The sequence below is a fragment of the Allobosea massiliensis genome (genome assembly GCF_042655245.1).
GTDB classification, from domain to species: Bacteria; Pseudomonadota; Alphaproteobacteria; order Rhizobiales; family Beijerinckiaceae; genus Allobosea; species Allobosea massiliensis.
Genome location: NZ_JBHSLU010000123.1, coordinates 24,531 through 47,322 on the forward strand (window position 1 = coordinate 24,531; position 22,792 = coordinate 47,322).

The following is a 22,792-nucleotide window of genomic DNA, read 5'->3' on the forward strand; positions in this document are numbered from 1 at the left end:
ACTGTGACGATGCGGCAGCGGCCTGTCACCCCGCCGAAGCGGGCGCCGCTCAGCCCTTGGCGTGGAAGATGAAGAAGGCGCCGGCTGCGATCAGCGCGAAGCCGATGGCGTGGTTCCAAGTCAGGCTTTCCTTGAGCCAGAACACCGAGAAACCGGCGAAGACGGTCAGGGTAATGACCTCCTGCATGGTCTTGAGCTCGGCGGTCGAATAGACGGCGGAGCCGATGCGGTTGGCCGGCACCGCCAGCATGTATTCCGGCAGCGCGATCATCCAGCTCGCGAGGATGGCGAGCCAGATGGCCGTGCTCTTGTAGCTGAGATGGCCATACCAGGCGAAGGTCATGAAGACGTTGGAGCCGACCAGCATGGCGATCGGCAGGATATGCGCGGCGGTGACGGAGGGCATCGAACTCGATCCTGTGGCGAGGCCGGGAACGCCCGGCGGTCGGGTCTGTTCCGGCGGTCGTGTCAGCTCAGCCGAAGCGAAGCTTCATCGAGAGGATGAGCAGCACGAGGCACAGTGTCAGCGCATTGGCGGCGACGACCGGCCAGGAGCCGATATGCAGACCATAGGTCAGCCAGAGCGCGGTCCCGGCCGCGAAGAGCGACTGCGTCCAGAGCGAGATCGCCCTGGTGTCACGGGTGCGGATGGTGCGCCAGGCCTGGGGCAGCCAGCATAGGCTGGTGAGGGCGGCGGCGGCGAAGCCGAGGAGTTCGATCGATTGGGGCGACATGGCGGGTTCCGGCGGGGGCTCGCGCCCTCATAGCGGGATTCGCCGCCTTGCGCTGCCGGCGCGATGGTTAACCTCTCTTAACCGCATCGCCCTAGTTTCGCGTCATTCCTGCGATTCGGTGGAGACCATGCGCGCAACGATCCTGGCCCTGCCTCTCGTCCTCTTCGCCTCGGCCGCTTCGGCGCAGGGCAGCTTCCAATCCTGTCTGTCCGGCCTGCGCAGCGAGGCCGCCGCCAAGGGCGTTTCGGGCGCAACCTTCGACCGCGCCATGGCCGGCGTCGAGCCGGACATGAAGATCATCGAGGCGATGAACAACCAGCCGGAGTTCAAGACTCCGATCTGGGACTATCTCGGCACGCTGGTCGACGAGGAGAAGGTTGCCGAAGGGCGCGCGATGATGCGCCAGCATGCCTCGGTACTCGCCGCGGCGGAGCAGCGCTTCGGCGTCGACCGCCACACCATCGCCGCGGTCTGGGGTGTCGAGAGCGATTTCGGCAAGGCCAAGGGGCGCTGGCCTCTGGTGCAGGCGCTCTCCACAGGTGCCTGCCTGGCACCGCGGCGCAACGCCTTCTTCAAGGGCGAGCTGATCGCGACGCTGCAGATCATCCAGCGCGGCGACGTCCGGCCCGAGCGGCTCTTCGGCTCCTGGGCCGGCGCCTTCGGCCACACCCAGTTCATCCCGACGACCTATCTGCGGCTCGCGGTGGACGGCGACGGCGACGGCCGGCGCGACCTCGTCGACTCGATTCCCGACGCGCTGCATTCGACCGCCAACTTCATGGACAAGGCGGGCTGGGTCACGGGCGCGAGTTGGGGCTACGAGGTGCGCGTGCCGGACGGCTACTCCGGCCCGACTGGGCGCAACCCGAAGCAGCCCGTCTCGTCCTGGGCGGCGCGCGGCATCGTCAAGTTCGACGGGTCGCCGCTCAACGGCACCGGCAATGCCGGGCTCCTGATGCCGGCGGGGCGCAACGGCCCGGCCTTCCTCGTCTTCAAGAATTACGACGCGGCCTACAGCTACAACGGCGCCGACTCCTATGCCCTGGCCATCTCCCTCCTCTCCGACCGTCTGCGCGGGCGGCCGGGCGTGCAGGGGCAGTGGCCGACCGACGATCTGCCGCTCTCGCGCGAGCAGCGGCGCGAACTACAGCGGCTTTTGATCGCGCGCGGCTACAATGTCGGCGAGCCGGACGGCGCCGTCGGCTCGCTGACTCGGGCCGCGATCCGGGATGTCGAGGCCAAGATCGGCATGCCCCCGACCGGCCGCCCCGGCGAGAAGGTGCTGCGGGCGCTGAAGAGCGGGCGGGTTTAGCCCCGGCGTCATGCTCGGGCTTGACCCGAGCATCGCCTGCACGGGATTCTCGGGTCTGCGCTTCGCTTCGCCCGAGAATGACGGAAAATCGTGATGACCCGCCGTCTGATGTCCACCGGCTCGCCCTTCGAGACCGCCTTCGGCTATTCGCGCGCCGTCATCGACGGCGACCTCGTCTTCGTCTCGGGGACGACCGGCTACGACTACGTCACGATGACCCTGCCGGAGGATGCGGCCGCGCAGGCGCGCAACATCTTTCGCACGATCGAGGCGGTGCTGGAGGAGGCCGGCACCTCGCTCGCGGGCGTGGTGCGGGCGCAGTATTTCGTCACCGACCGGACCTATTGCGAGCCGGTGCTCGCCGTCTGCGGCGAGGTCTTCCGCGAGGTGCGGCCGGCAGCGGGCATCTATGTCGTGGCGGGACTGCTGAAGCCCGAGATGAAGGTCGAGATCGAAGTCACCGCGCGGTTGGCGCGGCCCTGACATGGCGTCCGCGCCGCTTGCATGCCGGGGGCCTGCGCCCTAATCAGCCGCCATTGCAGGTTCAAGAAACGGCGAGGCGACGACCATGGCGACCCACAAGCTCCTGATGCTCCCCGGCGACGGCATCGGCCCCGAGGTGATGGCGCAGGTCGAGCAGATCGTCTCCTGGTTCGGCAAGCAGGGGCTGGCCTCCTTCGAGATCGAGAAGGGCCTCGTCGGCGGCGCCGCCTATGACGCCCACAAGGCGGCGATCTCGGAAGGCGACATGAAGCTCGCCCAGCAGGCGGACGCCGTGTTGTTCGGCGCCGTCGGCGGCCCGAAATGGGCCGATGTGCCCTATCAGCATCGTCCGGAAGCCGGGCTGCTGCGGCTGCGCAAGGACCTCGGCCTGTTCGCGAACCTGCGCCCGGCGATCTGCTATCCGGCGCTGGCCTCGGCCTCCTCGCTGAAGCCCGAGGTCGTCGAAGGGCTCGACATCCTGATCGTGCGCGAGCTCACCGGCGGCGTCTATTTCGGCGAGCCCAAGGAGATCGTCACGCTGGAGGACGGCTCCAAGCGCGGCATCGACACGCAGCTCTACACCACCCCGGAGATCGACCGGATCTGCCGCGTCGCCTTCGAGCTGGCGCGCACCCGCCGCAACAAGGTCTCCTCGGCCGAGAAGCACAACGTCATGAAGACCGGCGTGCTCTGGAAGCAGACGGTGACCGCGCTGCACGCCGCCGAGTACAAGGATGTCGAACTGGAGCATGTGCTGGCCGACAACTGCGCCATGCAGCTGGTGCGCTGGCCCAAGCAGTACGACGTCATCGTCACCGACAACCTCTTCGGCGACATCCTCTCCGACGTCGCGGCGATGCTGACCGGCTCGCTCGGCATGCTGCCCTCGGCCTCGCTCGGGGCCGAGGACCCGGCCACCGGCAAGCGCAAGGCGCTCTACGAGCCCGTCCATGGCTCGGCGCCCGACATCGCCGGCAAGGGGCTGGCCAACCCGATCGCGATGATCGGCTCCTTCGCCATGGCGCTGCGCTACTCCTTCGGCGCGATCGAGGCGGCCGACCGGCTCGAAGGCGCGATCGCTGACGTTCTTGGCTCCGGCACCCGCACCAAGGACATCGCCGCGCCCGGCGCCAACGCCGTCTCGACCAGCGAGATGGGCCAGGCGATCGTCAAGGCGCTGGAGGCGCGCGGCTGAGGGCGCCTCGTCATTGCGAGCGGAGCGAAGCAATCCAGGACAATGCCCTGAACGTCTGGATTGCTTCGTCGCTGTGCTCCTCGCAATGACGAGATCAAGACGTCGCGGCCAGTTGGCACCTCTCCCCCTCGTGAATTGCGTGCTGCGTCCGGCCATGCGCTAGAGTGCCGGCATCCGAAACGGAAGGGACGCCGGTCCGATGCTGATCAAGAACCGTCCGAGCTGGGACATCCCCGAGAGCGAGGCGACGCCGGAGGCGGTGTTCTTCAACCGCCGCGCCTTCATGACCGGTGGAGCCGGGCTGATCGCGGGGGCGGCGCTGCCGGGTACCGCGGCGGCGCAGGGTGCTGATCCGACGCTCGATCTCTACCCCGCCAAGCGCAACGAAACCTACACGCTCGACCGGCCGGTGACCGACGAGGATCTGGCGTCGAGCTACAACAATTTCTACGAATTCGGCACGTCCAAGGACATCGTCGCGGCGTCGAAGCGGCTCGTCACCCGGCCCTGGACGGTTGCGATCGACGGCATGGTCGAAAAGCCCTTCGAGATCGGATTCGACGATCTCGTGCGCAAGCTGCCGCTGGAAGAGCGGCTCTATCGCTTCCGCTGCGTCGAGAGCTGGTCGATGGCGGTGCCGTGGACGGGCATCCCGCTCAAGGCCTTCGTCGACTACGCCAAGCCGCTCTCGGGCGCGAAATACATCCGCTTCGAGACCTTCCTGAACCCGCGCATGGCGCCCGGCCAGTCGGCCCGCTGGTATCCCTGGCCCTATACCGAGGGGCTGACGATCGCCGAGGCGACGAACGAATTGCCGCTGCTGGTAACGGGCATCTATGGGAAGCCGATTCCTACCCAGCACGGCGCGCCGGTGCGGCTGATCGTGCCGTGGAAATACGGGTTCAAATCGGTGAAATCGATCACCAAGATCAGCTTCGTCGCCGAGCGGCCCAAGACCTTCTGGGAGGGGCTGCAATCCTCCGAATACGGCTTCTGGGCAAATGTGAACCCGCAGGTGCCGCACCCGCGCTGGAGCCAGGCGAGCGAGCAGCTCCTGGGATCGCGCGATCGCCGGCCGACCCTGCTCTACAACGGCTATGGCGAGCAGGTCGCGGGGCTCTACAAAGGACTCGAGGGCGAAAAGCTGTTCATGTGAGGGGTGACGCCCGGCCATGGCTTGACCGCGGCGCGCCCGGGCGGAGAGAGTTGGCGCCGGCCGCCGCCCCGGAACCGACCGCATGCCGCAGTTCTGCCTGTTCGACACCGCCATCGGCGCCTGCGCGCTGGTTTGGCAGGGCGATGTCCTCATCGGCGCGCAACTGCCCGAAGCCGAGGCAGAGGGCGCGCGCCGGCGCCTGCTGCGGCGCTTCCCCGGTGCCGAAGACGCGCCGGCGCCGCCCTTCGTGGCGGCGGCGATCGCCGATATCCGGGGGCTTCTCGCCGGCGAGAACCGGGATCTGAGCCATCTGCCGATCGCACTCGACGATGCGAGCCCCTTCGAGCGCCGGGTCTATGAGGTGGCGCTCTCGATCCCGCCCGGCGAGACGCTGACCTATGGCGACGTCGCCAGGCGCCTCGGCGAGCCCGGCGCGGCGCGCGCGGTGGGCGTCGCGCTCGGTCGCAACCCGGTTCCGATCATCGTGCCCTGTCACCGTGTGCTGGCGGCCGGGGGGCGCACCGGCGGCTTCTCGGCCGAGGGCGGCGTCGAGACCAAGCTGCGCCTGCTGACGATCGAGCGGGCGCGCACGGACGCGGTCCCCGGCCTGTTCGATGCGCTGCCGCTCGCGGCGCGCCCGCGCCGGGCGAGCGCCTGAACCGGACGGGCCGCCAAGGCGTTTCCTCTCCATCGCCCCCGTAACTTCATGAGGTCTCGTTCCATGGCTCCGTTCAAGCTCGTCGTGATCGTCGGCAGCAACCGCAAGGCGTCGATCAACCGCAAACTCGCGGGAGCGCTGGCGAAGCTGGGCGAGGGGGCCTTCACCGCGAGCTTCGCGTCCATCGACGATCTGCCGATGTATAATCAGGACCTCGAGGTCGGGGCGTGGCCGGAGACCGCGACACGACTGAAAGACGCCATCGCCGCTGCCGATGCCGTGCTGGTGGTAACGCCGGAGCATAACCGCTCCATCCCCGCCGTGCTGAAGAACGCGATCGACTGGGCCTCGCGACCGCCCGGGAAGGGCGTCTGGGGCGGCAAACCCGCCGCCATCATCGGCACGAGCCCGGGCGGCGTCGGCACCGCCTGCGCCCAACAGCATCTGCGCGATATCCTCGGCAATCAGGGCGCGCTGGTGATGGGCGGCCAGATGTTCATCACCTGGAAGGAGGGGTTGGTCGATGAGGCCGGCGTCGTCACGGTCGAAGCGACGCGAGACTTCCTCCGGACATTCATGGAGCGCTTCGCGGCCCTGGTCGGCAAGCTCACCGGCTGAGCCTCGTTGGCGCCACCTGTCACGAGCCAAAAAAAGGGCCGGCGTCCCGCGAGGGAGCCGGCCTTTAAAGTTTGAAACATCCGGCTCAAACGCCAAACATCTCAGAGGGGAACGGCTGAAACGAACTCGATGCCGGGAGGAGATAGCAGAGCCCGTTCCGAACAACCGTGTCTGCTATATCGGTCGGCATCTGCCTTTTCGCAATGCAGCATCAGGGGGTCCGCCATGCGCAAATTGCATGAACCGCGGTCAGATGCCGCAAATTAAGTCTAAATCATTGATAAATATGCGCAGAACGCAGTCGCTCTGTCGCGGCGCGTCATGGTTTCGCAAGTGACTTGTTGCGGTGCAGCACGGCCATGCGCCAGTGGCGCGCTCTGATGGCGCAACAAAACGGCCGACCCTGCCGTTCAGCAGAGTCGGCCGATGCGAATCGGATCAGGTGGCGATCTCAGTAGGTCCAGCGCTGGGCCTTCTGGATCAGGAAGTCGCGGAAGACCTGGACGCGGGCGACGGACTTCATCTCTTCGGGATAGACCAGATAGCTCTCGAGCTGCGGCATCTCGGTCTCGCGCATCAGCTGCACCAGCGGCGAGCCGGTCTCGATCAGGTAGTCCGGCAGGACGGCGATGCCGGCGCCGGAATCGACCGCACGCTTCATCGCCGTGATGTTGTTGACGGTGAGGTGGATCGGACGCGGATTGCGCTGGTCGCGGCCGAGCGAGCCGAGCCAGTGCACTGCCGTCAGATAGGAGGGAGAGGTGCCGCCGAAGGAGAGGATGCGGTGGTTGTCCAGATCCTCATGCGTCTTGGGCTCGCCGAAGCGCTTCACATAGGCCGGCGAGCCATAGACGTGGAAATGGACCGTGAAGAGCTTGCGCTGGATCAGGTCGGGCTGCTGAGGCTGGCGCAGGCGGATGGCGATGTCGGCCTCGCGCATTGACAGGTCGAGCTCCTCGTCGGTGAGGATGAGATCCACCTTGATGTCGGGGTAGAGGTCCATGAACTCGGCCAGGCGTGGCGTGAGCCAGTGTCCCCCGAGGCCGCGCGTCGCTGTGACCTTCAGTTCGCCTGAGGGGTGTTCGCGCGTCTCCGAAAGCTGGGAGCGTGTGCGTTCGAGCCGCTGCGTCATCTCGCGGGCGGCGCGCCACAGCAGTTCGCCCTGCTCGGTGAGGATCAGGCCTCGGGTGTGGCGGTGGAACAGCGGCGCGCGCAATTCCCGCTCCAGCGCCCCGATCTGGCGGCTGACGGCCGACTGGCTGAGCCCGAGAACATCCCCTGCCTTGGTGAAGCTGCCCGACTCGGCGACGGTATAAAAGATCCTGATGCGGTCCCAATCCACCGCGGTTCCCCCGTTATGCGTTTGGCGCATGTTGGGGGCTAAAATCCTTGAAGGTCAATGCCTGCGTTGCGGTGCCAAGCTGTTTTCACACTGAATTTGGTTACAGAAGTGATCAAATTCCGTGATGTATCCGAGGGATCCTTCTATTCCGCCGCCTCGCGGTGCTGAAGGTCCATTGCCTGCAACCAGCGCTCGGCATCGAGGGCCGCCATGCAGCCCATGCCGGCAGCGGTCACGGCCTGGCGGTAATGCTCGTCAGTGACGTCACCAGCGGCGAAGACGCCCTCGACATTGGTGCGGCTCGTGCCGGGTTCGACGTCGAGATAGCCGGTTTCGTTCATGGCGAGCTGGCCGGCGAAGAGTTCCGTCGCCGGCTTGTGGCCGATCGCGATGAAGACGCCGTCCGCCTTGAGCTCCGATGCCGCGCCGGTCTTGAGGTTGCGCAGAGCGACATGGGTGACGTTGGGCGGCTGCGTGCCGCCGCAGATCTCGGCGATCTCGCTGTCCCAGACGACCTCGACCTTCGGGTGCTTGAACAGCCGGTCCTGCATCACCTTTTCCGCGCGCAGCGAGTCGCGGCGGTGCACCAGCGTGACCTTGCTGGCGAGGTTGGCGAGATAGAGCGCCTCCTCCACGGCGGTGTTGCCGCCGCCGACCACCACGACCTCCTTGTTGCGGAAGAAGAAGCCGTCGCAGGTCGCGCAGGCCGAGACGCCAAAGCCCTGGAAGGCCTGTTCGGACGGCAGGCCGAGCCATTTCGCCTGGGCGCCGGTCGCGATGATCAGAGCATCGCAGGAATAGGTCTCGCCGCCGTCGCCCCAGAGGCGGAAGGGGCGCTGCGAGAGGTCGACCCTGGCGATGTGATCGGAGACCATGCGCGTGCCCATATGCTCGGCCTGGGCGCGCATCTGCTCCATCAGCCAGGGGCCCTGGATGACGTCGGCGAAGCCGGGATAGTTCTCGACGTCGGTGGTGATCATCAACTGGCCGCCGGCCTGCATACCCGAGACCAGCACCGGTTCCAGCATGGCGCGGGCGGCATAGATCGCGGCGGTATAGCCGGCCGGGCCTGAGCCGACGATCATCACGCGGGCATGGGTGTGGGCCATGATGGGGTCCTCTCGCTTGCCCATTCGACATACGCCGCCGGACGGGCGATGCAAGCGCACGGGCTTTCAAGATCAGGCGAGGCCAAGCTGCTGCCTGTGCATAAGCCAGCGCCGTCGGATGTCGTCGGCGATGATCTGCGTCGAATCGACCGGCGCGTAGCGCTCGCCCTCCAGACGGCCCTCGAAATGATGGACCATCCCCTGGCGCTTCAGCGCCTCCAGGAACTTCGCCAGCTTGCCATGGCCGCCATGCGGCTCGAAGACGAGGATCGGGGCGCCCGTCGCCGTCGCCTCGCCGATCATGTTGGTCGAATCCGCCGTGGTGACGATGGCGTCGGCGTGGGCGAGCAGCGCGACATAAGGGTTCTCGCCGCTGCCGTCCCACCACCAGCCGCCATGGCGGGCGAACACCGCCGCGACGGCGGCGTCGAGCGCCGGCGGCGTGCGGCGCGAGCGCGAGCCCATCAGCGCGACACCGGAGCTTGCGAGCGCATCGAGCCCCTCGGCGAAGCGGGTAATGTCCTCGGGCGTGAAGCGGTGATGGCGGCTATCGCCGCCAACGAGGACCGTGGCACGGGGCGCTGGGAGGGCGACGATGGCGGCGGGTGGGTTGCGGCGTGCCGCTGCGAGCCGCTGCGGCGCCAGCCCGTGGGGGGAGGTCGTCGTGACCAGGACGTTCTCGTCACGCAGGCGGTCATGCTCGGCGACCCACATAAAGTCGGCCGAGCCCGCGCCCGTGCGCGGGTCCTTGAGGATAACGGTGAAGGTGGCGCCGTTCGAGGCCTTCTTCACCGCCCGGACATAGGCGATCGCCCGGCGCCCCGAGGCGATGACGATGTCCGGGAAGGGCGGGCGGATCGGGCTGCCAGGGCGGTCCGGCGCCTCGCGCGGGTCGATCGGGCCGCGCGGCATCAGCCAGGCAAAGGGCCTGCGCGGCGCCACCCTGCGGATCTCCGGGACGACGCCCAGCCGCTCGGCGACGCCTCGGCATTGCACCTCGTCGCCGGCCTTGCCGTCGGTCAGGACCCAGACGGTCGGGATGGGTTCGGCGGTCACGTCGGCTCCTCGGTCGGGCGGTGCGGCTCGTTGCGGCACGCGCCTTGTATCGCCAAGACGCTGCGTCTACACCAGCGCAACCTTCTTCCGGGACCCCTCGTGCGCTCCAGACTCGACGATATCGACCTCGCGATCCTGCGCGAATTGCAGGCGAACGGGCGGATGACCAATGTCGAGCTGGCGAGCCGCGTCGGCATCTCCCCACCGCCCTGCCTGCGGCGCGTGCGGGCGCTCGAGGAGGCGGGGCTGATCACCGGCTACCGGGCCCAGCTCGACGAGCGCAAGCTCGGGCTGGAGGTGGTGTGCTTCGCCTTCGTGCATCTGGCGAGCCAGGCCGAGGCCGATCTCGCCGCGTTCCAGGACCACATCCGTGTCTGGCCGGCGGTGCGCGAATGCTGGAAGCTCTCCGGCGACATCGACTTCATGCTGAAATGCGTCGCGCCGGACCTGAAGGCCTTTCAGGATTTCGTCGGCGAGCTGACCGCGCTGCCGAACGTCCGCAACGTCCGCACGGCGCTGGCCTTCGACCGGGTCAAAGACGAGCCGATCGTTCCGTTCGGGTGAGGCGCGTCTGCGGCGAATCGGTCAGCCGCCGAGATAGCGCCTGATCCAGAGCGCGTTGTTCTCGATCAGCGCGGCGACGCGGCGCTGGTCGACATCGGGCCGGTACCAGGCGCCGCCGGAATCGGAACCGAGATTCGACAGGATGCTCCACTGCCCGAGAACCTCGCCGCGCGGGCCGGTCAGCACATAGTCGGCATCGAAATTGTCGAGGCTCGCGCCGCCGTCGCTCGGCTTGCCGCCGCCACCGCCTCCGGCCCAGCTCGCCAGCCAGACGCCCTTGACGGCGACCGACAGGGTCGGCCCGCCGCGGCGGATCATCGGGGCGAGCGTCGTCGCGAGTTGCCGTTCGAGCGCGCGCCGGATCTCCTCGGCGCGCGGGCCCCAGCCTTGCGCCGCGAGGCGGGAGGTGTCGACGCGGATGGCGCCGATGGTGCGGGCCTGAGCCAGTGCCGGAACGGACAGGGTCAGTGCCGCGCCGGCCGCAGCCTGCAGGAGGAATGAGCGGCGTGTCGTCATGTCGGAAGCTCCCTCGGGACCAGCCTCCGATGTGGCGTCGCGACGTCGCGATGCCAAGTCCGGAAGGCGCGCCTAGCGAAAGTCGACGCTGACGACTTCGTAGGACTTGCCGCCGCCGGGCGTGTTGACCTGCACCGAGTCGCCGACCTTCTTGCCGATCAGCGCGCGCGCGATCGGCGAGCCGATCGAGACCTTGCCGGACTTCACATCCGATTCCGGCTCGCCGACGATCTGGTAGCTCTTCTCTTCCTCGGTATCGTCGTCGATCAGCTTGACGGTGGCGCCGAACTTGATCGTGTCGCTGCCGGCGAGCTTGGAAACATCGATGATGTCGGCCCGGCCGATCAGCGATTCCAGCTCCTGGATGCGGCCCTCGTTGAGGGACTGCGCTTCCTTGGCGGCGTGATACTCGGCGTTCTCGGAGAGGTCACCGAGCGCGCGCGCCTCGGAAATCGCCTCGATGATGCGCTGGCGCTGGACCTGCTGCCGATCCTTGAGCTCGGCCTCCAGAGCGGCGAAGCCGCCGGGGGTCATCGGAACCTTTTCCATCGTCTCGTCCCATCATCCGAAAGCGGGTGCCCGCCGGCGGCATCCCGGCCGCCTGCGCCCCGCTTCCTGTCGTTTGTAAAACTTCGTCGGCGCCCCGCCCTCAGGCAGCGTTCACGAAGTAGGATTGCAGCGACCTGACTTCGAGATCGCCGCTGCAGTAGGCCTTGATGCCTTCCGCCGCCGCGATCGCTCCGGCCAAGGTGGTATAATAGGGAACCTTGTGCAAGAGGGCCGTTCGGCGGAGCGAACGGGAATCCGCCAGGGCCTGCGGGCCGTCGGTGGTGTTGAAGACGAGCTGGATTTCGCCGTTCTTGATCGCGTCGACGACGTGCGGCCGGCCTTCCAGCACCTTGTTGATCTTGGCGGCCGGGATGCCCTCCTCCTGGAGCAGGCGCAGGGTGCCGCCGGTCGCCAGCACGCGGAAGCCGAGATCGGCCAGCATGCGGACGCTCTCGACGATGCGCGGCTTGTCCTCGTCGCGCACCGAGACGAAGACCGTGCCCTTGACCGGCACCTTGGAGCCGGCGCCGAGCTGGCTCTTGGCGAAGGCGATGTCGAAGGAGCGGTCGAGGCCGATGACCTCGCCGGTCGAGCGCATTTCCGGCCCGAGCAGCACGTCGACCCCCGGGAAGCGCGCGAAGGGGAAGACGGCCTCCTTGACGCCGACATGCTTCAGCGTCTGCGGCTTCAGGCCGAAGCCGGCGAGGCTCTCGCCGGCCATGATGCGCGCGGCGACCTTGGCGACCGGCACGCCGATGACCTTGGCGACGAACGGCACCGTGCGCGAGGCGCGCGGATTGACCTCGAGCACATAGATCTCGCCGTCCTTGATCGCGTACTGGACGTTCATCAGCCCGCCGACATCGAGCGCCAGCGCCATGGCGCGGGTCTGCCGCTCCAGCTCGGCGACGGTCGCAGGCGAGAGCGAGCGCGGCGGCAGCGAGCAGGCGGAATCGCCGGAATGGATGCCGGCTTCCTCGATATGCTCCATGATGCCGGCGATGAACGCATCCTTGCCGTCGGCGAGGCAGTCGACGTCGACCTCGATCGCATCGGACAGATAGCGGTCGAACAGCAGCGGGTTCTTGCCCAGCACCGTGTTAATCTGGCCGGTCTTGTCGTTCGGGTACTTGGCCTTGACCTCGGAGGGGATCAGCGAGGGCAGGGTGCCGAGCAGATAGTCCTCGAACATCGCCTCGTCGCGGATGATCGCCATGGCGCGGCCGCCGAGCACATAGGACGGGCGCACGACGAAGGGCAGGCCGAGCTCGGCGCCGATCATGCGGGCCTGTTCTACCGAATAGGCGATGCCGTTCTTGGGCTGCTTGAGCTGGAGCTTGTCGAGCAGGCGCTTGAAGCGGTCGCGGTCTTCGGCGAGGTCGATCGCGTCGGGCGAGGTGCCGAGGATCGGGATGCCGGCCTCCTCCAGGGCGTTGGCCAGCTTCAGCGGGGTCTGCCCGCCGAACTGGACGATGACGCCGTGCAGCGTGCCCTTCTGCTTCTCGGTCTCGAGGATCTCGAGCACATCCTCGGCGGTCAGGGGCTCGAAATAGAGCCGGTCCGAGGTGTCGTAGTCGGTCGAGACCGTCTCCGGATTGCAGTTGACCATGATGGTCTCATAGCCCGCATCCTTCAGCGCGTAGCAGGCATGGCAGCAGCAATAGTCGAACTCGATGCCCTGGCCGATGCGGTTGGGGCCGCCGCCGAGAATGACGACCTTCTTGCGGTCGGAGGGCTTGGCCTCGTCGGCCGCCTGCCCGGCGAAGGGCATGGCATAGGTCGAGTACATATAGGCCGTCGGCGAGGCGAACTCGGCCGCGCAGGTGTCGATGCGCTTGTAGACCGGGCGCACGGCGAGCGAACGCCGCAGGGCCTTGACCTCGGCCTCGGTCTTGCCGGCGACGGCGGCGAGCCGCTTGTCGGAGAAGCCCATCGCCTTGACCTGCCGGAAGGCACCCGGCGTCTGCGGCAGGCCGAACTGGCGGATCTTCTCCTCGGTGTCGACGATGCCGCGCATCTGCTCGAGGAACCAGGGGTCGATCTTGCAGCTCTCATGGATCTGCGCGTCGGTGAAGCCGAGCCGCATCGCCTGGGCGACCTGGAGGATGCGGTCGGGCGTCGGCGTCGAGAGCGCGGCCTTGATCGCGTTCTTGTCGTCGCCCTTGCCGAGCCCCTCGACCTCGATCTCGTCGAGGCCGTCGAGCCCGGTCTCCAGCGAGCGCAGCGCCTTCTGCAGGCTTTCCTGGAAGGTGCGGCCGATCGCCATCGCCTCGCCGACGGACTTCATCGCGGTCGTCAGCGTCGGCTCGGCGCCGGGGAACTTCTCGAAGGCGAAGCGCGGGATCTTGGTGACGACGTAGTCGATCGTCGGCTCGAAGGAGGCCGGCGTCGCGCCGCCAGTGATGTCGTTCTCGATCTCGTCCAGCGTGTAGCCGACCGCCAGACGCGCCGCGACCTTGGCGATCGGGAAACCGGTCGCCTTGGAGGCGAGCGCCGAGGAGCGCGAGACGCGCGGGTTCATCTCGATGACGATCATGCGGCCGGTCTCGGGATCGACCGCGAACTGCACGTTCGAGCCGCCGGTCTCGACGCCGATCTCGCGCAGCACCGCCAGTGAGGCGTCGCGCATGATCTGGTATTCCTTGTCGGTCAGCGTCAGCGCCGGCGCCACCGTGATCGAATCGCCGGTGTGGACGCCCATCGGGTCGAGGTTCTCGATCGAGCAGACGATGATGCAGTTGTCCTTTTTGTCGCGGACCACCTCCATCTCGTATTCCTTCCAGCCGAGCACGCTCTCCTCGATGAGGATCTCGCTGGTCGGGGAGGCGTCGAAGCCGCGCTCGCAGATCTCGATGAACTCGCCCTTGTTATAGGCGATGCCGCCGCCGGTGCCGCCCATGGTGAAGGAGGGGCGGATGATCGCCGGCAGGCCGATGTCGTCCAGCGCTTCGAGCGCCTGGCCGAGATTCTTGACGTGGTGCGAGCGCGGCGTGGAGAGACCGATCTTGGTCATCGCCTCGCGAAAGAGCTCGCGGTCCTCGGCCTTGTCGATCGCCTCGGCAGTGGCGCCGATCATCTCGACGTCGAACTGCTCCAGCACGCTGATCTTGCTGCCGTCGGGCTGAGGAATCGTCTTCTTGTTGAGCGAGAGGGCGCAGTTCAGCGCGGTCTGGCCACCCATGGTCGGCAGCAGAGCGAAGCCGCCGGGGAGCACGTTGCGCTCCTTCTCGATGATCTTGGCGACGATCTCGGGCGTGATCGGCTCGACATAGGTCGCATCCGCCAGCTCGGGATCGGTCATGATCGTGGCCGGGTTCGAATTGACCAGGACGATGCGGTAGCCCTCGGCCTTCAGCGTCTTCACCGCCTGGGTGCCGGAATAGTCGAACTCGCAGGCTTGCCCGATGATGATGGGGCCGGCGCCGATGATCAGGATGGTCTTGATGTCTGTGCGCTTGGGCATGGGGCTCGACTTCGTCTTGAGGCAGGCGCGCGCACTCGCTGCCGTCCGATCGCGAGAGCGGGCCGGTGCGAGCGCCTGAGATGAATGCTAGGCGCTCGCTATAGAGGGGAGGAGCGGCGCAGGGAAGCGGAAAGCGTCAGGCGCGGCTCGCGGCGCACAGGCCGTGATGGGCGAGTGGCCGTTCAGGCTTCGTTGGGGCAAAGCCTGTAAGGAGGCGCCATGCCGCTGCGCCGCTATCCCCGTCAGACCCGCCAGCTCCTGGCCTATGTGTTCGCCGGAGGCCTCACCGCCGTGGCGCATTACGGCGTGCTGGTCGGGCTGGTCGAACTCGCGCGGGTCGATCCGGTGCCGGCGACGCTGGCCGGGTTCGTGGTCGGGGCGGTCGTCTCGTATGCCCTCAACCGCTGGATGACCTTCGAGGCGACCCGCAGCCATGCGCAGGCGAGCTGGCGCTTCGGGCTGATCGCCGTCGGCGGGTTCGGGCTGACGTGGATGCTGATGCATCTCTTCGTGACGCGGCTCGGCCTGCCCTATCTGCCGATGCAGTTCGTCACCACGGGCTTCGTGATGGTGTTCTCGTTCCTGGGGCACAAATTCTTCAGTTTCGCCGATCGGGCGGGGTGATGGATCGCGGCATCATCGCGACAGGTCGTGCAGGGACCGACGTCCGGCAGCGAGATCAGCCAGCAGCGCGACATGGAAGTCGAGGGCGTCGATGACGGGATAACCGGTATCCTGCCCGTCGAACGCCAGGTTGAGGTCGGTTCCCGCCAGAACGATCGCGTCGGCGCCCGCCGCGATCATGCGTTTCCCGGCCTCGAGGAACAATGCCCGTTGCTCCGGAGTGCAGGCACCGGCGACAGCCATGTCCTGGTAGCTTTGCCCGAGGCGATCGATCTCGTCGTCCAGCACGATCGCCCCGGTGTCGACGAGCTGGCCGTAAAGCCGCGTCCGCATGACCACCCGCGTTCCCAGTAGCCCGATCCGTTTGATGTTCCTCTCGGCAAAAAACGCATCGAGCGGCGCAACGGCGGAGACGATCGGCAGGGGCGAGAGCGCCACCAGTTCATCCAGGCAGAAATGCGCACCCAGCGAGGATAGGGCCACGCAATCGCATCCCGCATGGTCCAGGCGTTCGACCAGGGGAAGGAAGGCTTTTGCCTGCTCGGCCCTCCGATCAGCGAGATTGTTGCGGATCAGCTCCTGGATCTCACCGTGAACGATGGTGAGATCGAGCTTTGATACGCCGCGTTCGGCCGCCGCCGCTACGAGGCGCTGGTAGTAGACCACCGTCGCCGCGACACCGATGCCGCCGATCAAGCCGATATGCATGGGACGTCTCCTCGGGACTGTTCCGGCGGTACTCCGGCCTCAACCCGGCTTGCGCCCCACCAGCGTCAGCCGATGCGGGTTATGGCCGAAGTTCTTCGCTGGGCTCACATCCGCGAAGCCGGCGGCCGCGATCAGGCCCGTGATCTCGTCGATGCGATAAGTCGAGAGACCGTATTGCGCCCGCAGTTTGCGGTAGTCCGACAAGGCGGTGCGGACAAGGCCGGCCAGAGCGGCGGTCAGGAAGCCGCCACGCCAGGCGAAGGCGAGAAGCTGCGAGGCGTCGGTCAGCGGGCTGACATCGGGCGGGATGATGTCGGCGACGACGAGTTTGCCGCCCGGCCTCAGCTTGCCGTGCCAGATGGCGAGCAGGGCGACGAGTTCGTCGCGCGAGAGGTACTGGATCAGCGAATTGGCGACGACGAGATCCAGCGTCTCGGCAGGCAGAGCCTCGACCTCCTCGGGGGCGACCACCGCGACATTCGCCTTGCCGCCCAGCATGGCGCGCAGCTTGTCACGCACGCTGGGTGCCGCCTCGCAGAGATAGAGCTTGCCGCAATGGCCGGCGACGCGGCCGGCGTCGAGCGCCTCGCCGCAGCCATGGTCTAGCACGACGGCGTCGGGCGTGGGGATATGGCCGATCAGGTCGGTCGCGATCTGGCGGTAATGCAGGGCCTTGTGGCGGGGCGAGACATAGATCGCGTGGTCGCCGTTCCAGAAATCGCGCCAGGACATGCTTCGCCGTTCCGTCAGGATGCGCGGCTGCCTCCGCGCGAACGGCGAGCACTATGCCGCCGGTGACCGGCTTAGCAAGCGCAGGGAGATCTCACAGCGGCGCGACGACGCGCTCCTCATGGGCCTCGATGAAGGTCAGCGCGGCGCCACGGAACATCGTCCAGGCCGGAACCGCCTGTTCGGCAACATGACCGCGGACGTCGTGGCGCAGAATCTCAGGATCGGCGACGTCCCGCGACAGGATGTCGTCGGGATCGATTCGTGCCGAGCGACACAGCGCACGTGCGATCCGGGTGATGCGGTCGTCGTCCATCAGGGTTCCATCGGGCGGCAGAGGCGTCATCGAGCCCTCTAACGCGGGAGGTGATCGTCGGTTCCCTGACGGGTCGCGATGCTGACGGCGCGTTGCGAGGCTGCTCATGTCGCGTCGCTCTCGGCCGCGAAGCGAATGCCGATCTCGCCCTGCCGGATCCAGACGATGGTGGCGCGCTTCGAGACCTCCATCACCTCGTCCTGCAGATGCAGTTCGAGCGGCAGCGGGCGGTCGCTTTGCGGCTTCAGCCGCGCGCCCGTCGCCGAGAGGTCGAGGATGCGACAATCCACCAGGAAACGCTGCGAGCGGTCGAAGAGCTTCGCCATGCGCAGATGCGAACGCCAGCGCTTCGCACATCGCTTGTCCATTCCGTTTCATCTGCTCCCTGCCTCGGCGGGAGCATCATGCGGGGCCAGGATGGAGCGGGGCTGACGCTGCTGTCGTGTTGCCGGGTGTTTCCCGAAAAGCTTCGACATGCTCTAAATCGCGGCGGGGTGAGGGCTGCGAATGTTGCTGCTACCGCGTTTGCTGAAGAATTTCGTCAGGATGGGGCGCCTGACGGTGATCACGCCGGATGGACGAAACCATGTCTTCGGGCCGGGGCCGGGCGAGATGCGCTTTGCCGGTGTGGTGAAGACGGCGCCCGCCGTGACGGTGCGTTTCCATGACGACCGGATCGAGCGCGAGCTCTTTCTCAATCCCGAACTCGCTCTGGCCGAAGGCTACATGGACGGGCGGATCGACTTCGAGGAGGGCTCGATCCACGACCTGCTGACGTTGTTCTGGCTGCAGCGCAAGGAGCTGCGCAAGCACCCGATCCAGAAGCTGATCCGCTCGGTGCGCTTCAGGATCCGGCGGTTCCGGATGCACAACCCGCTCGGCGTCGCCGGCAAGAAGGTCAAGCACCACTACGATATCCCGACCGATTTCTATCGGCTCTGGCTCGATGAGACGATGACCTATTCCTGCGCCTACTGGCATTCGCCGGAGGTCGGGCTGGAGAACGCGCAGAAGGCGAAGCTCCGCCACATTGCCGCCAAGCTGAAGATCGAACCGGGGATGACGGTCCTCGATATCGGCTCGGGCTGGGGGGAGCTGGCGATCTATCTGGCGAAGGCCTGCGGCGCGACGGTCACCGGCCTCAACGTCTCGCCCGACCAGATGGCGGCTGCCCAGAAGCGGGCCGAGGCGGCCGGCGTCGGCGACACTGTCACCTTCGTCAACAAGGACTATCGCGAGCTTGGCGGGACCTTCGACCGCGTCGTCTCGGTCGGCATGATGGAGCATGTCGGCGTCGCGCATTATCTCGAATACTTCGAAAAGATCCGCGACCTGCTGACGCCGGACGGGATCGCGCTGGTCCATTGCATCGGCCGCGTCGGCCCGCCGGGCTTCACGGGTCCGTTCTTCGACAAGTACATCTTCCCCGGCGGCTATGCGCCGGCGCTGTCGGAGGTGTTCGCGGCGGTGGAGCAGACCGGGCTCTGGCATTCCGACTGCGAGTTCTGGCGGCGCCACTATCACTGGACGCTGGAGGCCTGGCGCGAGCGCTTCATGGCCCAGCGGCCGCAGGTGGTCGCGATGATGGGCGAACGCTTCGCGCGGATGTGGGAGTTCTATCTCTGCGCCTGCTCGATCTCCTTCGACATTGGCGGCGACATGGTGTTCCAGCTCCTGCTCGGGCCTCACAAAAGCGCCGTGCCGGTGATCCGGGACTATATCCAGGACGACGAGAAGGCGCTGGCGGCGCGCGGATTCTGAACGGCGCTCACGCGTCGGCCGCAAAATCCAGCACGATCAGCGCCTCGTCGACGAAGACGCCATCGACGAGCAGTGCCTTGTCCTCCCGCCCGTAGTGCCGGAATCCGAGACTCGCATAGAGCCGCAGCGCCGGCGCATTGGCGACGCCCACGGCGGCCTGCAGCAGCACGACATGGGCGCGCGCATGGTCGATGACGGCCTTGACCAGTGCGCGGCCAAGGCCATGGCCGCGATGGGCCGGCGCGACATGGACGCCGACGAGCAGGCCCTTGTGACGGGATTTGATCGAGCCGTCGGGAATGATGAAGCCGGCCGTTCCGACGAGATCGTCTCCAACAAAGGCGCCGAAGACGCAGTTCAATGGCCCGCCATCGAGGCGCTTCGCTGTCATCTCGAGGCTGCGCGCGGCCTCGTCCTCATGGCTCGCCCCGAAGGCCTCGGGGTGCTCGCGCAGGGCCTGGAGGCGGAGCGGGCGATAGGCGGCGGCGTCGGCTGCGGTGAGGGGGCGCATAAGGGGCGGCGCATCCATGCCGTTATCCCATCACGGTGAGCGTCGTCGCGGCAAGGCTCTGTGTCTCAGACCCCGCTGTGGCGCGGGCGGGCGATCGCTCCCGTGACCGTCGCCCGGCCTATCTCGAAGGAGTCGGCGATGCGCCGGGCGCGGATGATGAACGCGTCGGCGACGTCCGGCTCGCCGCAGATGTCCGCCGCCGTCTCCTCGAACAGGCTGAGCCAGCGGTCGAAATGCTCAGGCTCCAGTGGCAGGATCAGATGCGGGCGCATCGGCCGGCCATGATAGCGCCCGGTGCGCAGCATCACCGAACTCCAGAAATCGGCGATGTTGGCGATGTGCTCGTCCCAGTCCGCGACGGCGCCCATGAAGATCGGCCCGATCAGCGCGTCTTCGCGGGCCTTCGCGTAGAAGCGCGCGACGAGCGCCGCGATCATCGCCTCGGTGATGGCGGGGTGGGCGGCGCCGGGCCGGGTGAGGGGATTGTCGGTCATGGGGGCTCGCGGCTGACGGTCAGGCCGGGTGTCTATCGCATCGGGACAACCCGCCCCTTGATCTGGATCGCGTCGTCATACGCGACGCTTCTGCTCCAAGGCAGACCGTCATTGCGAGCGAAGCGAAGCAATCCAGAGGACGTCGAGCGCTGCCGCTCCTGGATTGCTTCGTCGCTGACGCTCCTCGCAATGACGGAGGGCAAGAGCATCCAAAGCACAGCCTTGCCCGCCGACGTCGTTAGCTCCGAAGTCCCGGCGCCTCCTGGCCGGTGCGGGCGACGTATTCGGTGTAGCCGCCGCCATAGGCATGGACGCCGTCGGGCGTCAGCTCCAGCGTGCGGTTGGAAAGCGCGGCGAGGAAATGCCGGTCGTGGCTGACGAAGAGCATGGTGCCCTCGTACTGCGCGAGTGCATTGATCAGCATTTCCTTGGTCGCGATGTCCAGATGGTTGGTCGGCTCGTCGAGGACGAGGAAGTTCGGCGGGTCGTAGAGCATCAGCGCCATGACGAGGCGGGCCTTCTCGCCGCCGGAGAGGACGCGGCAGCGCTTCTCGACATCGTCACCCGAGAAGCCGAAGCAGCCGGCGAGCGCGCGCAGCGAGCCCTGGCCGGCCTGGGGGAAGCGGTCTTCCAGCGACTGGAAGATGGTGCGGTCGCCGTCGAGCACCTCCATCGCATGCTGGGCGAAATAGCCGAGCTTGATCGAGCCACCGAGCGCGACGCTGCCGGAATCGGGCTCGGTCGAGCCGGTGACCAGCTTCAGTAGGGTCGACTTTCCGGCGCCGTTGACGCCCATCACACACCAGCGCTCCTTGCGGCGGATCTGGAAGTCGAGCGCCTCGTAGATGGTGTGGCTGCCATAGCGCTTGTCGACGCCCTTGAGCGTGACGACGTCCTCGCCCGAGCGCGGGGCGGGCGGGAAATCGAAGGCGATGCTCTGGCGGCGCTTGGGCGGCTCGACCTTCTCGATCTTGTCGAGCTTCTTGACGCGGCTCTGGACCTGGGCGGCGTGGGAGGCGCGCGCCTTGAAGCGCTCGATGAAGGCGACCTCCTTGGCGAGCATGGCCTGCTGGCGCTCGAACTGCGCCTGCTGCTGCTTCTCGGCGAGGGCGCGCTGCTGCTGGTAGAACTCGTAATTGCCGGAATAGGTGGTCAGCGCGCCAGCATCGATCTCGACGATCTTGCCGACGATGCGGTTCATGAACTCGCGGTCATGCGAGGTCATCAGCAGCGCGCCGTCATAGCCCTTGAGGAAGGATTCCAGCCAGATCAGGCTTTCCAGGTCGAGATGGTTGGAGGGCTCGTCGAGCAGCATCGCGTCGGGGCGCATCAAGAGGATGCGGGCGAGCGCGACGCGCATCTTCCAGCCGCCGGACAGCGCGCCGACATCGCCGTCCATCATCTCCTGGCTGAAGCCGAGGCCGGCGAGGACCTCGCGGGCGCGGCCGTCCAGCGCATAGCCGTCGAGCTCCTCGAAGCGCCCCTGCACCTCGCCATAGCGGGCGATGATCTCGTCCATCTCGTCGGCGCGGTCGGGATCGCCCATCGCCGTTTCGAGCTCGCGCAGTTCGGCCGCCACGGCGCTGACGGGGCCTGCGCCCTCCATCACGGAGGCGACCGCGCTCATGCCCTGCATCTCGCCGACATCCTGGCTGAAATAGCCGATGGTGATGCCGCGATCGACTTGGACCATGCCCTCGTCGGGCTGCTCCTGACCGGTGATCATCCGGAACAGCGTGGTCTTGCCGGCGCCGTTGGGGCCGACGAGGCCGACCTTCTCGCCCTTCAGGAGCGAGGCGGAGGCCTCGATGAAGATGATCTGCTGGCCGTTCTGCTTGCCGATGTTTTCGAGGCGGATCATGGTTTCGCGTGAAGCTGAGGGATGATGTTGCGCTGCAATAGGGCAGGATGGCCCGGTGCGGAAGGGCCGCATTCCGGTTCATCGCTGCCGGCGGATGCGGGATCGGGGTGATCGTGCCGTTCCAGCGCCTGGGTCAGCGCCTGGGCATGGGCGAAGAAGCGCTCCCGCACGGCTCGCGCATGCGGATTGGCGCGCTCGATCGCGAGAAAGACGCCGGGCGCGTCGTGGCGCACCATCTCGGTCGCCTGCATCAGAAGCTCGAAGCTGCGCGTCGTCATCCGGCGCGGCACGGGCTCCATCCGGACGAGGATCTTGGCGACGAGATGGGTCAGGCCCTGGACCAGCGCCATGTCGCGGTCATGCGCGTCCGGCGTGGTCAGGATCACGTCGAGCGCGAAGGTCCGGCGCAGGAAGGCGGCGATGCGCCCGGTGCCGCCGCCGCGGATCGGGCAGAGCGCGATCTTCAGGCCGGCCAGCCCGTCGCGTGCGCTCTGCGGGCCGAAGAGCGGATGCGTGCCGATGATCTCGACAGGCTCCGGCAGGCCTTCCAGCAGCAGGCGGGCGGGTTCAATCTTCACCGAGCCGACATCGAGCACGACGGTGCCGGCGCGCAGATGCGGGCGCAGGCTGGCGATCGCCTGCGCCATCGCGTCGACCGGGACGGCGAGCACGACGATGTCACAGGCCGCCACGGCCGCGACGTCGCCCGGCACGAGCCCCTGGCCCGCCGGGTCAGGCTGCGGCGAGCGGGCGGGATCGCAGACGACGAGGCGCAGATGCGGCTGGAGGTGGCGCGCCATCAGCTGCCCGAAGGCGCCGAAGCCGAGCAGGCCGAGAGAGGAGAAGGATTTGCGCTGACGTGGCATGGTCGGGTTCCCTGGAGGGGCCGCGATGCCGGGTGACTGCCTGAGTTCAACCGCCAGCGCGGCGGTTGAAGCATAAGAATGCGACCCGCCTTATGAGGACGGGGCGTAATAGGTCCGGGCGAGGCAGGTCGCTGGGGTCATGAGCCGCTTCAAGCGCAGGAGTCGGA

The 22,792-nt window shown here is 67.2% G+C and carries 25 protein-coding genes; 9 read left to right on the plus strand and 16 right to left on the minus strand.

Annotated features, from left to right (window positions below; translation table 11 throughout):
- Positions 1-49: 49 nt before the first annotated feature.
- Positions 50-406, minus strand: coding sequence for a DMT family protein (locus ACFPN9_RS26585; RefSeq protein ID WP_066721821.1), 357 nt, complete (start codon positions 404-406; stop codon positions 50-52).
- 67 nt (positions 407-473) lie between these two features.
- Complete coding sequence (locus ACFPN9_RS26590) at positions 474-734, minus strand: SemiSWEET family sugar transporter (RefSeq protein ID WP_066721823.1); 261 nt, start codon at positions 732-734, stop codon at positions 474-476.
- Positions 735-861: 127 nt separating this feature from the next.
- On the opposite strand from ACFPN9_RS26590, the gene ACFPN9_RS26595 reads away from it, so the two are divergent.
- The 6 genes from ACFPN9_RS26595 to ACFPN9_RS26620 all read left to right on the plus strand — a co-directional run bounded on the left by ACFPN9_RS26595 (position 862) and on the right by ACFPN9_RS26620 (position 6,156).
- A complete protein-coding gene (locus ACFPN9_RS26595) occupies positions 862-2,046 on the plus strand; it encodes a lytic murein transglycosylase (protein WP_066721825.1) in 1,185 nt (394 codons plus the stop codon).
- Positions 2,047-2,139: 93 nt separating this feature from the next.
- Positions 2,140-2,529 (plus strand): RidA family protein, encoded by a 390-nt coding sequence (locus ACFPN9_RS26600; RefSeq protein ID WP_066721827.1) that lies wholly within the window; start codon positions 2,140-2,142, stop codon positions 2,527-2,529.
- A gap of 85 nt (positions 2,530-2,614) precedes the next feature.
- Positions 2,615-3,724, plus strand: a complete 1,110-nt coding sequence (gene leuB, locus ACFPN9_RS26605) for a 3-isopropylmalate dehydrogenase (protein ID WP_066721829.1) — start codon at positions 2,615-2,617, stop codon at positions 3,722-3,724.
- 199 nt (positions 3,725-3,923) lie between these two features.
- Entirely contained in the window at positions 3,924-4,880 is a 957-nt protein-coding gene (gene msrP, locus ACFPN9_RS26610) for a protein-methionine-sulfoxide reductase catalytic subunit MsrP (protein WP_066721831.1), read from the plus strand.
- An 82-nt stretch (positions 4,881-4,962) separates the two neighbouring features.
- On the plus strand, positions 4,963-5,538 hold the full coding sequence (locus ACFPN9_RS26615) for a methylated-DNA--[protein]-cysteine S-methyltransferase (protein WP_066721833.1): 576 nt from the start codon (positions 4,963-4,965) through the stop codon (positions 5,536-5,538).
- Between the two features lie 63 nt (positions 5,539-5,601).
- Entirely contained in the window at positions 5,602-6,156 is a 555-nt protein-coding gene (locus ACFPN9_RS26620; RefSeq protein WP_067253414.1) for an NADPH-dependent FMN reductase, read from the plus strand.
- 451 nt (positions 6,157-6,607) lie between these two features.
- On the opposite strand, the gene ACFPN9_RS26625 is transcribed toward ACFPN9_RS26620, so the two are convergent.
- The 3 genes from ACFPN9_RS26625 to ACFPN9_RS26635 all read right to left on the minus strand — a co-directional run bounded on the left by ACFPN9_RS26625 (position 6,608) and on the right by ACFPN9_RS26635 (position 9,663).
- Positions 6,608-7,498 carry a LysR family transcriptional regulator gene (locus ACFPN9_RS26625; protein ID WP_066715912.1) on the minus strand — a complete coding sequence of 297 codons (891 nt, stop codon included), beginning with the start codon at positions 7,496-7,498 and terminating at the stop codon, positions 6,608-6,610.
- A 143-nt stretch (positions 7,499-7,641) separates the two neighbouring features.
- On the minus strand, positions 7,642-8,607 hold the full coding sequence (gene trxB / locus ACFPN9_RS26630) for a thioredoxin-disulfide reductase (RefSeq protein ID WP_066715910.1): 966 nt from the start codon (positions 8,605-8,607) through the stop codon (positions 7,642-7,644).
- 72 nt (positions 8,608-8,679) lie between these two features.
- Positions 8,680-9,663, minus strand: coding sequence for a mitochondrial fission ELM1 family protein (locus ACFPN9_RS26635; RefSeq protein WP_066715905.1), 984 nt, complete (start codon positions 9,661-9,663; stop codon positions 8,680-8,682).
- Positions 9,664-9,762: 99 nt separating this feature from the next.
- Between ACFPN9_RS26635 and ACFPN9_RS26640 the strand changes: the two genes are divergently transcribed.
- The gene (locus ACFPN9_RS26640; protein ID WP_066715903.1) at positions 9,763-10,227 is read left to right on the plus strand and encodes an Lrp/AsnC family transcriptional regulator; all 465 of its coding nucleotides are present in this window, start codon (positions 9,763-9,765) and stop codon (positions 10,225-10,227) included.
- Positions 10,228-10,248: 21 nt separating this feature from the next.
- Here ACFPN9_RS26640 and ACFPN9_RS26645 read toward each other — a convergent pair whose 3' ends face one another.
- The 3 genes from ACFPN9_RS26645 to carB all read right to left on the minus strand — a co-directional run bounded on the left by ACFPN9_RS26645 (position 10,249) and on the right by carB (position 14,755).
- Positions 10,249-10,743 (minus strand): hypothetical protein, encoded by a 495-nt coding sequence (locus ACFPN9_RS26645; RefSeq protein WP_066715901.1) that lies wholly within the window; start codon positions 10,741-10,743, stop codon positions 10,249-10,251.
- 72 nt (positions 10,744-10,815) lie between these two features.
- The gene (greA, locus tag ACFPN9_RS26650) at positions 10,816-11,292 is read right to left on the minus strand and encodes a transcription elongation factor GreA (protein WP_066715899.1); all 477 of its coding nucleotides are present in this window, start codon (positions 11,290-11,292) and stop codon (positions 10,816-10,818) included.
- Between the two features lie 100 nt (positions 11,293-11,392).
- Positions 11,393-14,755, minus strand: a complete 3,363-nt coding sequence (gene carB, locus ACFPN9_RS26655) for a carbamoyl-phosphate synthase large subunit (protein WP_377817922.1) — start codon at positions 14,753-14,755, stop codon at positions 11,393-11,395.
- Positions 14,756-14,974: 219 nt separating this feature from the next.
- On the opposite strand from carB, the gene ACFPN9_RS26660 reads away from it, so the two are divergent.
- Entirely contained in the window at positions 14,975-15,379 is a 405-nt protein-coding gene (locus ACFPN9_RS26660) for a GtrA family protein (RefSeq protein ID WP_066715896.1), read from the plus strand.
- Positions 15,380-15,391: 12 nt separating this feature from the next.
- Here the strand turns inward: ACFPN9_RS26660 and ACFPN9_RS26665 are convergent, their stop codons facing one another.
- From ACFPN9_RS26665 to ACFPN9_RS26680, 4 genes are all read right to left on the minus strand, one after another.
- Complete coding sequence (locus tag ACFPN9_RS26665) at positions 15,392-16,087, minus strand: aspartate/glutamate racemase family protein (protein WP_066715895.1); 696 nt, start codon at positions 16,085-16,087, stop codon at positions 15,392-15,394.
- 39 nt (positions 16,088-16,126) lie between these two features.
- Positions 16,127-16,819: a class I SAM-dependent methyltransferase gene (locus ACFPN9_RS26670; RefSeq protein ID WP_377817923.1), complete on the minus strand. Its 693-nt coding sequence runs from the start codon at positions 16,817-16,819 to the stop codon at positions 16,127-16,129.
- 91 nt (positions 16,820-16,910) lie between these two features.
- Entirely contained in the window at positions 16,911-17,162 is a 252-nt protein-coding gene (locus ACFPN9_RS26675) for a hypothetical protein (RefSeq protein ID WP_068075403.1), read from the minus strand.
- Positions 17,163-17,236: 74 nt separating this feature from the next.
- On the minus strand, positions 17,237-17,500 hold the full coding sequence (locus tag ACFPN9_RS26680) for a PilZ domain-containing protein (RefSeq protein ID WP_066715890.1): 264 nt from the start codon (positions 17,498-17,500) through the stop codon (positions 17,237-17,239).
- 139 nt (positions 17,501-17,639) lie between these two features.
- Between ACFPN9_RS26680 and ACFPN9_RS26685 the strand changes: the two genes are divergently transcribed.
- Positions 17,640-18,893 carry an SAM-dependent methyltransferase gene (locus ACFPN9_RS26685; protein ID WP_066715888.1) on the plus strand — a complete coding sequence of 418 codons (1,254 nt, stop codon included), beginning with the start codon at positions 17,640-17,642 and terminating at the stop codon, positions 18,891-18,893.
- Between the two features lie 7 nt (positions 18,894-18,900).
- On the opposite strand, the gene ACFPN9_RS26690 is transcribed toward ACFPN9_RS26685, so the two are convergent.
- The 4 genes from ACFPN9_RS26690 to ACFPN9_RS26705 form a co-directional block, all read right to left on the minus strand.
- Positions 18,901-19,422: a GNAT family N-acetyltransferase gene (locus ACFPN9_RS26690; protein WP_066715885.1), complete on the minus strand. Its 522-nt coding sequence runs from the start codon at positions 19,420-19,422 to the stop codon at positions 18,901-18,903.
- Positions 19,423-19,469: 47 nt separating this feature from the next.
- Complete coding sequence (locus ACFPN9_RS26695) at positions 19,470-19,898, minus strand: group III truncated hemoglobin (protein ID WP_066715884.1); 429 nt, start codon at positions 19,896-19,898, stop codon at positions 19,470-19,472.
- A 238-nt stretch (positions 19,899-20,136) separates the two neighbouring features.
- Positions 20,137-21,759, minus strand: coding sequence for an ABC-F family ATP-binding cassette domain-containing protein (locus ACFPN9_RS26700; protein WP_066715883.1), 1,623 nt, complete (start codon positions 21,757-21,759; stop codon positions 20,137-20,139).
- Positions 21,756-22,625 carry a prephenate dehydrogenase gene (locus ACFPN9_RS26705; RefSeq protein WP_082734926.1) on the minus strand — a complete coding sequence of 290 codons (870 nt, stop codon included), beginning with the start codon at positions 22,623-22,625 and terminating at the stop codon, positions 21,756-21,758. Before ACFPN9_RS26705 ends, ACFPN9_RS26700 begins: the two co-directional genes overlap by 4 nt.
- Positions 22,626-22,792 lie beyond the last annotated feature (167 nt).

Bases quoted from the DNA above. Each gene is read 5' to 3' on its own strand.
- ACFPN9_RS26585 (WP_066721821.1), bottom strand. From the start codon at position 406: ATGCCCTCCGTCACCGCCGCGCATATCCTGCCGATCGCCATGCTGGTC.
- ACFPN9_RS26590 (WP_066721823.1), bottom strand. From the start codon at position 734: ATGTCGCCCCAATCGATCGAACTCCTCGGCTTCGCCGCCGCCGCCCTC.
- ACFPN9_RS26595 (WP_066721825.1), top strand. From the start codon at position 862: ATGCGCGCAACGATCCTGGCCCTGCCTCTCGTCCTCTTCGCCTCGGCC.
- ACFPN9_RS26600 (WP_066721827.1), top strand. From the start codon at position 2,140: ATGACCCGCCGTCTGATGTCCACCGGCTCGCCCTTCGAGACCGCCTTC.
- leuB (WP_066721829.1), top strand. From the start codon at position 2,615: ATGGCGACCCACAAGCTCCTGATGCTCCCCGGCGACGGCATCGGCCCC.
- msrP (WP_066721831.1), top strand. From the start codon at position 3,924: ATGCTGATCAAGAACCGTCCGAGCTGGGACATCCCCGAGAGCGAGGCG.
- ACFPN9_RS26615 (WP_066721833.1), top strand. From the start codon at position 4,963: ATGCCGCAGTTCTGCCTGTTCGACACCGCCATCGGCGCCTGCGCGCTG.
- ACFPN9_RS26620 (WP_067253414.1), top strand. From the start codon at position 5,602: ATGGCTCCGTTCAAGCTCGTCGTGATCGTCGGCAGCAACCGCAAGGCG.
- trxB (WP_066715910.1), bottom strand. From the start codon at position 8,607: ATGGCCCACACCCATGCCCGCGTGATGATCGTCGGCTCAGGCCCGGCC.
- ACFPN9_RS26645 (WP_066715901.1), bottom strand. From the start codon at position 10,743: ATGACGACACGCCGCTCATTCCTCCTGCAGGCTGCGGCCGGCGCGGCA.
- greA (WP_066715899.1), bottom strand. From the start codon at position 11,292: ATGGAAAAGGTTCCGATGACCCCCGGCGGCTTCGCCGCTCTGGAGGCC.
- carB (WP_377817922.1), bottom strand. From the start codon at position 14,755: ATGCCCAAGCGCACAGACATCAAGACCATCCTGATCATCGGCGCCGGC.
- ACFPN9_RS26660 (WP_066715896.1), top strand. From the start codon at position 14,975: ATGCCGCTGCGCCGCTATCCCCGTCAGACCCGCCAGCTCCTGGCCTAT.
- ACFPN9_RS26665 (WP_066715895.1), bottom strand. From the start codon at position 16,087: ATGCATATCGGCTTGATCGGCGGCATCGGTGTCGCGGCGACGGTGGTC.
- ACFPN9_RS26670 (WP_377817923.1), bottom strand. From the start codon at position 16,819: ATGTCCTGGCGCGATTTCTGGAACGGCGACCACGCGATCTATGTCTCG.
- ACFPN9_RS26675 (WP_068075403.1), bottom strand. From the start codon at position 17,162: ATGACGCCTCTGCCGCCCGATGGAACCCTGATGGACGACGACCGCATC.
- ACFPN9_RS26680 (WP_066715890.1), bottom strand. From the start codon at position 17,500: ATGGACAAGCGATGTGCGAAGCGCTGGCGTTCGCATCTGCGCATGGCG.
- ACFPN9_RS26685 (WP_066715888.1), top strand. From the start codon at position 17,640: ATGTTGCTGCTACCGCGTTTGCTGAAGAATTTCGTCAGGATGGGGCGC.
- ACFPN9_RS26690 (WP_066715885.1), bottom strand. From the start codon at position 19,422: ATGGATGCGCCGCCCCTTATGCGCCCCCTCACCGCAGCCGACGCCGCC.
- ACFPN9_RS26695 (WP_066715884.1), bottom strand. From the start codon at position 19,898: ATGACCGACAATCCCCTCACCCGGCCCGGCGCCGCCCACCCCGCCATC.
- ACFPN9_RS26700 (WP_066715883.1), bottom strand. From the start codon at position 21,759: ATGATCCGCCTCGAAAACATCGGCAAGCAGAACGGCCAGCAGATCATC.
- ACFPN9_RS26705 (WP_082734926.1), bottom strand. From the start codon at position 22,625: ATGCCACGTCAGCGCAAATCCTTCTCCTCTCTCGGCCTGCTCGGCTTC.